Annotated in this window: 8 protein-coding genes and 2 pseudogenes; 5 read left to right on the plus strand and 5 right to left on the minus strand. The window is 69.9% G+C overall.

Annotated features, from left to right (window positions below):
* Nucleotides 1-456 precede the first annotated feature (456 nt).
* Nucleotides 457-1014, plus strand: a complete 558-nt coding sequence (locus tag J7E93_RS28500; protein WP_215072866.1) for an N-acetyltransferase — start codon at nt 457-459, stop codon at nt 1012-1014.
* 37 nt (nt 1015-1051) lie between these two features.
* Here J7E93_RS28500 and J7E93_RS28505 read toward each other — a convergent pair.
* Nucleotides 1052-1432: pseudogene (locus J7E93_RS28505) on the minus strand (transposase family protein); the annotation flags it as partial.
* 129 nt (nt 1433-1561) lie between these two features.
* Between J7E93_RS28505 and J7E93_RS28510 the strand changes: the two are divergent.
* The 3 genes and pseudogenes from J7E93_RS28510 (at nt 1562) to J7E93_RS28520 (ending at nt 3250) form a co-directional block, all read left to right on the plus strand.
* The gene (locus J7E93_RS28510) at nt 1562-1939 is read left to right on the plus strand and encodes a hypothetical protein (protein ID WP_215072868.1); all 378 of its coding nucleotides are present in this window, start codon (nt 1562-1564) and stop codon (nt 1937-1939) included.
* A gap of 33 nt (nt 1940-1972) precedes the next feature.
* Nucleotides 1973-2265 (plus strand): annotated as a pseudogene (locus J7E93_RS28515) (IS5/IS1182 family transposase); the annotation flags it as partial.
* Between the two features lie 262 nt (nt 2266-2527).
* Entirely contained in the window at nt 2528-3250 is a 723-nt protein-coding gene (locus J7E93_RS28520; RefSeq protein WP_215072869.1) for an alpha/beta hydrolase, read from the plus strand.
* 254 nt (nt 3251-3504) lie between these two features.
* Here the strand turns inward: J7E93_RS28520 and J7E93_RS28525 are convergent, their stop codons facing one another.
* The 3 genes from J7E93_RS28525 to J7E93_RS28535 all read right to left on the minus strand — a co-directional run bounded on the left by J7E93_RS28525 (nt 3505) and on the right by J7E93_RS28535 (nt 5788).
* On the minus strand, nt 3505-3846 hold the full coding sequence (locus J7E93_RS28525; protein ID WP_215072871.1) for a hypothetical protein: 342 nt from the start codon (nt 3844-3846) through the stop codon (nt 3505-3507).
* 284 nt (nt 3847-4130) lie between these two features.
* Nucleotides 4131-5186 (minus strand): DMT family transporter, encoded by a 1056-nt coding sequence (locus J7E93_RS28530; RefSeq protein WP_215072873.1) that lies wholly within the window; start codon nt 5184-5186, stop codon nt 4131-4133.
* A complete protein-coding gene (locus J7E93_RS28535; protein WP_215072876.1) occupies nt 5183-5788 on the minus strand; it encodes a TetR/AcrR family transcriptional regulator in 606 nt (201 codons plus the stop codon). Before J7E93_RS28535 ends, J7E93_RS28530 begins: the two co-directional genes overlap by 4 nt.
* 402 nt (nt 5789-6190) lie before the next feature.
* Between J7E93_RS28535 and J7E93_RS28540 the strand changes: the two genes are divergently transcribed.
* Entirely contained in the window at nt 6191-6361 is a 171-nt protein-coding gene (locus J7E93_RS28540; RefSeq protein WP_215072877.1) for a DUF5670 family protein, read from the plus strand.
* A gap of 86 nt (nt 6362-6447) precedes the next feature.
* Here J7E93_RS28540 and J7E93_RS28545 read toward each other — a convergent pair.
* The coding region (locus J7E93_RS28545) for a transposase (protein WP_215072878.1) at nt 6448-7633 on the minus strand (1186 nt) is incomplete at its 5' end.

Consider the following 7633-nt stretch of genomic DNA (forward strand, 5'->3'; position numbering starts at 1 on the left):
ACGGCTGCCCCGTCGCGCCGGATCGGCGAGCGGACCCCGTACCGAGCCGCCCCGGCCGCCGCGGGGCCGACTCGGGCGCACCGGGATCGAGCGGTAGCCCGTCGCTTCGCTACTCACCTTCGAGTTCGGCATTGTCCCGGGCTCGGTCTCCCCGGGACCGGCCGGGACCGCGACCCGGAACGGCCTGGGGCCGGTGACCGACTGCGCCCGTCACCGACCTCGGCCGTCCCGCCGTCTGGTGAGCGCGCCGCATACCTCGGCCGGCCCCGGAGGCGAGCCGACGTGATACTCGACGTCGCTTCTCCGAGCCAAAAGTTGCCCCACTATGGGGAGTTGGGGCATGCACCATCAGCCGTTGCCCAGGTCTCCCTGCCCTCGGTGGGTAAGATCCGGGAGGCTCGGCGGCCGCGAGTGCGCGGCGAGCGCATTTGCGTGACTGTTCGAGGGGGGCACCACATGACGGAGCAAGGGACCATCGCGATAGAGCGCATGGATGGATCGGCCGTTGTGCAGGCCGAGGACGCGTTCAAGCTGATCTACGCCGAAGCGTTCGCCGAGCCTCCTTACAACGAGACTGCAGCCGATGTCGTCGCCGCCTTCCGCCGCTTCCCCGTACAGGCTCGCAAATACGCCTTTCGCGCTGCTTTGGCCCGCGCCAAGGGCGGCGAGCCGATCGGCATGGCGTACGGCCACCAACTCGGGCCCGACACGGTGCGGTGGGACGAACTGACCGAGCCCGTGCCCGACGGCATGCGGCGCGAGGACGGGCACCGCACCTTCGGGCTCATGGAACTCGCCGTGCGCGGACCGTGGCGCGGACAGGGTGTTGCGCAGCGTCTGCACGAGACGCTGCTCGACACCATCGAGGCCGAGCGGGTGCTCCTGAACGTCCACCCGGCGAGCAAGGCCGCCTCGGCCGCTTACCGGGCGTGGGGATACCGCAAGATCGGCGAGGCCCGGCCGTGGGGCGATGGCGCGGACCTCCATGACGTGATGCTGCTCGATCTGCGCTGAAAGCAGTCGGTGAACGGCCCCGGGGGCGGACTACCGGGACGGCCTGGACCGGGTGGTGAAGACCGTTGCCCCGCTGTCGACAGTCGCGCAGGATCTTGTAGTGCTTCATCCGGGCGAAGGCGTACTCGACGCGGGCCCGGACCTTCCGGTGTTCGGCGTTGTCCTCCTCCTCGCCGGGCAGCAGGGCCCATCCGGGGCGTTTGCGGTGCGGGACGAGGAGACCGGTGTTGGTGTAGGCGCGTCGCTACACGGCCACCAGCAGCACCCGGTCCGCAAGCGGCAAACACCACAGCCGGCCGCCACCAGCACCGTTCCCGCCCCGTTCCCGGACCACCTTGAGCAGCCGCCCGAACTGCCGCATCCACAGACCCGTGAACGTCTCCACCCACAACGCCTCGGCCCTCAACACCCCACCCATACAGGCTGTCCCGTAACTGCTGGTCACGGAGCTGGCCAGGGTGCGGAAACTGCGTAGCTGCGGAGATCGCGGTGCCGGTATCGTCCGGTCTCCCGACCCGCCGAACGGGTGGCCTACGTTCAGAAAGCGATGCAGATGACCAGCCGGCAAGCAACGACGACCCTGTGGCGCCCCACCGGCCCCAAGGAGCTGGATCTGGTTCGGGAGCTGAATTGGCGTGCCTGGCCGCCCCGGCTGCCCGAGCAGCCGATCTTCTACCCGGTCCTCAACGAGGACTATGCGGTCAGGATCGCGCGGGACTGGAACGTGAAGCACGATGGCGCCGGTTTCGTCACTCGTTTTGAGGTCGAGTCGGAGTTCTTGAGCCGGTATCCGATCCAGCAGGCCGGCGGGCAGACGATCCTCGAGCTCTGGGTTCCGGCCGAGGAGCTGGACGACTTCAACGCCCACATTGTCGGCGAGATCCAGGTGATTCACGAGTTCCGCTCTGAGGCGGATGCCTGCTGACGGGGCACGCGGGTCCGGTCCACTGATCACGGCGTGGCTGGTGTGATCACGGCGTCGGAACCCTTCCTGGACAGCCCCGTTCACCGGGCTGAGCCCGCATGCCTTCGGGACTGGTGACCGCGCTGCGAAATCCGCGGCGCCCCGCGTGATCGGTCGCCTCGGGCCGATGCTCGCGCTCCGGCCCCGCAAGCGGTTCTCCAAGGACACCGTGCTCATCGTGGACGGCACCCTGGTCCCCACCCGCGACCACACCATCGCCGAACAGTCGAAGAACTACCCCTACTCCACCGACCACCCTGGTCGGCATCGACGCCGACACCCGACTCGACTCAGATCGCCGACGGCGGCAATCCCGGCACGGCCTGTCGAACCGGGGCGCGATCGCTCCGTGGCGCCCGGCCACGGAGCCTCCGCAAAAACCCGTTGAAGACCACCGCGACCACTGCTACTTTTCCCGAGGCCGTGCGAGAGAACGAGGAGGTGGTACCCGTGAACGCAGTTTCGACATGGGTGCTCCCCTCCGGGGTCACGGTCGGGCGATAGGTCGTCCGGGAGCGCCGTTCACGAGCACTCCCGAAAGGCACGACCGTGCAGTTCACTTCTGAACAGCGCCTCGACGACGGCGTCCTCGAACGCGAATTCACGCTCGGCGAGGTACCTGGCGTCCTGTGGACGCCTGGATCCGCGCCGGCCCCGCTGATTCTGATCGGCCACCCCGGTGGCTTGCACAAGCGACTTCCCCGGCTGGTGGCCCGGGCCCGGCACTATGCGGCGGAGTACGGGTTCGCAGCGGCCGCCATCGACGCCCCAGGGTGCGGTGACCGCCCCCGTTCCGCCGTCGACGAGCAGTCCCGGGCCGACCTCCGCCGGGCGCTGCAGGCCGGCGAGCCGGTCGACGAGATCCTCGATGCCTTCATCGTCCCTCTGGTCGAGAAGGCGGTACCTGAATGGCGGGCCACTCTGGACGTCCTCCTTTCGCTGCCCGAGATCGGCGGCCCAGTGGGGTACGAAGGGATGAACGCCATCGGCATTCGGCTGGCGGTGGTCGAGCCGCGCATCTCGGCTGCCGTTTTCTTCGGCATGAGTTTCGTGCCCGACGTCCTGCGCGAGGAAGCTCGGCAGGTCACCGTTCCGCTGCAGTTCCTGATGCAGTGGGACGACGAAGGGATGGACCGGCAGCCGGCCCTGGACCTGTTCGACGCCTTCGGCACCAAGGAGAAGACGCTGCACGCCAACCTGGGCGGGCACACCGGTACACCGTGGTTCGAGGTGGACGATGCGGCCCGGTTCTTCACCCGGCACCTGAAGTGAGACCGGGCCGTCAGGCCGGCAGCAGACGATAGGGGTTGTCGGCCGGCCAGGATGCCGCTCATCGAGGACGGGTCCAGCCCTCCTCGATGACGGCGCCGGCATCCCGTTCACGACCTGGCGAGTCGGGCCGCCTGGGCGGTACCTGCCTACTGGTTGATCAGGGCGTCGCCCGGGGTTCGGACAACGGGGCGGCGAAGCGAATGCAGTGGCAGGACAGGCTCCGTCCCGGACCGGGACACGACCAGGAGCGGTGCTCAGGCCGAGGCTCGGCTGCCGATCGTCAGCTCGACCTCGTCTCCCGCTCGGGTGAACTCCCGGATCAGCCAGGTGCGTTCGTCGATACGGGTGCCGGCGCCGGTGGTGTAGGCCGGGACGGCGAGTACGAGGCCCGTCGGGTCGTCGTTGCGCAACTCCGCGTCGGCTGCCACCGCGTCGGAGAAGTGCAGGTCCACGCCGATGGGCCAAGGGTCGGCGATGAAGGCACGGGGATCGGGCAGTCCCTGGAGGCGGCAGCGGGCGCCCGGGAACAGGTGCGTGGAGCCGCACACGGCCGGGAAGGTGTCCGCTTGGGTCGGTCCGGTGTCGGGCTGGGGCATGGCGGGCTCCGGGATGCGCGGCGGCAGTGGGCCCTTCGCAGTCTGGCGTCCGGGCGACCGGGCCGAGGCATGCCTGGGCCGCGCCGCCCTGCCGTCACCCGGTCGGAGCCGCCGAACCTCTGATGGGGGCTCGGGAGCCGGCGCGCGCCCGGTACAAGGACCCCACTTCACGGCCGGGGCCCGTTGACCCGTCGCATGGCAGCGGCACGGTGGCCCCGCTGATCCCGTACGCGTACCGGGAACGGCTCCTGCGGTGTCTCACTTTCGGGCGAGACGCTCGTCAGTCAGCCACCGCCCGCATCCGCAGGCGGAAACGCCCTGGCCACGCCGAGGCCTGTCAGATCACCCTTCGCCGTGTCGCCGGCATCGCCTCCCGGGACCGGTCCAGCCGGACCGCTCGGCCGCCGCTTTCGGTGGTAGGTGGCGGGCGCCGGGGTGGTGAGGACGGCGAGGGAGACGATGACCAATGCGATGCCGATCCAGCCGACGGCGGGGAGGCGTTCGCCGACCACCAGGACGGCAAGGACGGCCGCCACGGCCGGTTCGAGCAGGGACAGTGTCGTGGCGGTGCTGGCGGGTACGTGGGTGAATCCCCAGCCGAACAGGGCGTAGCCGGCGAACATGGGGACCAGTGCCATGTAGGTGCCGACGGCCGCGTTGGACCAGGAGCTGATGAGCGGGGTGCCGGTGGCCAGCAGGACGGGCAGGAGGAGCAGTCCGCCGATCCCGAACACGGCGCCCATGGCCGCGCGGGAGGGGATCTGGCGAGTGATGAGCCGGTGCGCCGCCCAGGAGTAGAGGGCGTAGGTCGCGGCGGCGACCAGGCCGAGGCTCACGCCGAGCAACGTGGTGGCCACCGATGCCTGTCCCCCGGCGCCGGCTGCGTGGGCGGCTTCGGCGACGCACAGCAGAACGGTGCCGAGCAGACCGAGGGTCGCAGCGATCGTCCAGCGGCGGGTGAGCCGACGATGGTCCACGACGCGTTCGATCAGGGCCGAGGCGAGCGGGGCGGCACCGAGCGACACCACGGTGCCCACGGCGACTCCGGCCAGGTGCATGGAGCTGTAGAACGCCAGGGGGTAGACCGCCACCGAGACCGCTCCGAGGAGCACTGTGCCGCGCTGGTCGCGCAGGCGGGAGGCGTGGCGCGTGATACGCGGGGCGGCGACGAGGGCTTGGAGGAGTCCGCCCAGGCCCATGGCGACGGCGCCGATGGCGAGCGGGCCCACGTCCGGAGCGAAGGTGGCGGCCGTGCCCGTCGTACCCCACAGAACGGAGGCCGCCAGGACGCACAGCGCGCCTGTCGCTGCGGACCGGCTGTGTGCGATGGGCCGCCTCACAGCCGGTCCAGCAGAGCCGCAGCCATGGAGCGAGCGTGCTGGAGACGGTCGCCGTCCCCTTCCAGGCCGGCGCGAGCCATCGCGCCCTCCAGAAGGAAGGCGAGGTGCTCAGCCGTTGCGTGCGCTTCGTCGGGGCGGTCGGGCAGCAGCTCCTCCAGGTGGCCGGCGATCAGGCGCTCGACCTCCTCCTTGTGGGCGCGCACCACGGCCCGGCCACCGTCTCCGGCCGGGAGCTCGGCCGCGGCGTTGAGCAGGCCGCAGCCGCGGAAGCCGTGTTCGTAGGCGAACGCAGCGTGGTCGGCGTAGGCGTCGAACACCGCGAGAACGCCGTCGCGCGGGCTCCGGGCCCGCTCCAGCCGGGCCCGGTACAGGCCGAGCCACTCCTCGTGCCGGGCGTCGAGGTAGGCCCTGACCAGGTCGGCCTTGGAGGAGAAGTTGTTGTAGAGGCTCATCTTCGCCACGCCGGCCTCGGCGGTGATCGTGTCGATGCCGGTGGCCGCCACACCGTCGGCGTAGAAGCGGCGGGCCGCCGCCTCCAGCAGCCGCTCCCGGGCCGGCCGCCGCCTTCCGCTCTCCGTCGCACTTACACCGGTCTCGCTCATCGACCGTCCAAAAATAGGTAGGTAGGTCTATCTAGAGTACGTGAGCTGCGGGAGGTGCGAAAGCGCGGCCGTAGGAATGCGGCACCGGCCTGTCCGGGCGCGGGCTCACTGCCCCCCGGGCAACCATCGACCTGACGTCGGCCGGGAAAGGGGGCGATCCCCGCTCGGGTGGGGGACTCGGCACCGGTGTCGGGGCAGCGGCCCTTGAAGAGGCCGGCTCGGCGGAGGCAGTGGACCGGTGCCCGAGCGGACGGCACCTGTCACCGCGTCAGGAGAGAAACCGGCGCTGCCCGCCACCATTAAATTTCGACGCATTCCCCGGCGTTCGAAAAAGAAACGAAGGAATTTCAAGCGTGTGAGGGTGTGAAGGTGGGGCAGACGGCGTGACGGAGGTTGATAACTATGGTTCCCCTGCTTCTCGTTCTTCTGCTCGCCCTGATCCTCTTCGGTGCCGGATTCGCGGTGAAGGCGCTGTGGTGGATCGCGGTCATCGTGCTGGTCGTCTGGCTCCTGGGCTTCGTCATGCGCTCGGCAGACACCGGTGGTCGACGAGGCCGCTGGTACCGCTGGTAGGCACGGCGCCAGCCAGGCGTAGGAGGGGGCGCACCCGGTGTACCGGACACCGTTGGCGAATGCCCCTTCACTCCGCCCCACCGGATTTATCCGGTGGGGCGGAGTGCTGCGAAGTGTGAAGTGCGGGTGGGGGCGAGTGGTGTGCCGGTGAGCCATGCGTCGAGGCGGACGAGGTTCATTCCGGCGGCGGTCAGTATGTGTTGCAGGTGGGTCTTGGGGTGGCCTCGGTAGCGGGATTTGCGCAGGCCGAAGGCGCGGACGCCTTGCGCGATGGTGCCTTCGATGCCTGCGCGGTGCCCGTAGCGCTTCTGCCACTGCTCGGTCTGCTGGTCCCGTCTGGCTGTGCGTAGTGCTTCGTGTTCGTCGCGGTGCCGCAGTGTGATCTCTCGCCCCATCGAGGCGACGCCTCGGGTGCACTGGTTGCGGGAGGGGCAGGGGCGGCAGTCGGCGGGTGAGAATCTGGCCCTGATCACTGGGCCCTCGGAGCGTCGCCGGTCGTGTTGCCACTGGGTGCTGTTCTTGCCGTTCGGGCGGGTCACGCGCTTGCTGTCCCAGTCGATGGTGAAGTCGTCGATGGTGTAACCGTTGTCCGCGGCGGCCTGCCATCCGGTGTTCGTCTTGACCGGTCCGACCAGTTCGATGCCGTGGTCGCGGCGGGCGGCCACCAGGTGTGCGGCGTCGACGTAGCCGGCGTCGACCAGGTGGACGTCCGGGGTCAGGTTCCGCCGGGCGAGGCCGTCATGGATCTTGTCGGTGACCTCGAAATCGGTGACGGCGGCGGTGGTGGTCACCACCTCGGTGACCAGATGCGGGGCATCGGGCTCGCAGGTCTCGGTCAGGTGGACTTTGTAGCCGCACCAGGCCCGGTCACGCTTGACGCCGTTGCGGGCGTCCGGATCGTAGGGCGAGCGGACCCGTAACCGGCCGGGCGGGCAGTCCTTCGGCTTGCGCCGGACGACGGCACCGTCGCTGACCTGGTATTCCTGCACCCACATCCGCCGCAGGAACTCCACTGCGGGAAGCTCTCGTAGCCAGGCAGGCGCATCGGCGGACCAGACGGAGCTCAGGAGCGTCATGCCGTCCTGGCCGACCTGTTCGCCATGCGCGACCCGGGCGGCCCACCGGCTGGGGAACTTCGTGTCCTCCGGCCGGGCAGAGTAGCGGTCGAACCACTGCGGTGGCGTTCGGCCGGCCAGCCACTGCGGGGCGGCCGCGGCCAGCGCGTTGAGCGCGGCCCGCACTGTCTCGACCACGGACTCCAGCCGGTTCAGA

The sequence above is a fragment of the Streptomyces sp. ISL-36 genome (genome assembly GCF_018614205.1).
Classification (GTDB): Bacteria; Actinomycetota; Actinomycetes; order Streptomycetales; family Streptomycetaceae; genus Streptomyces.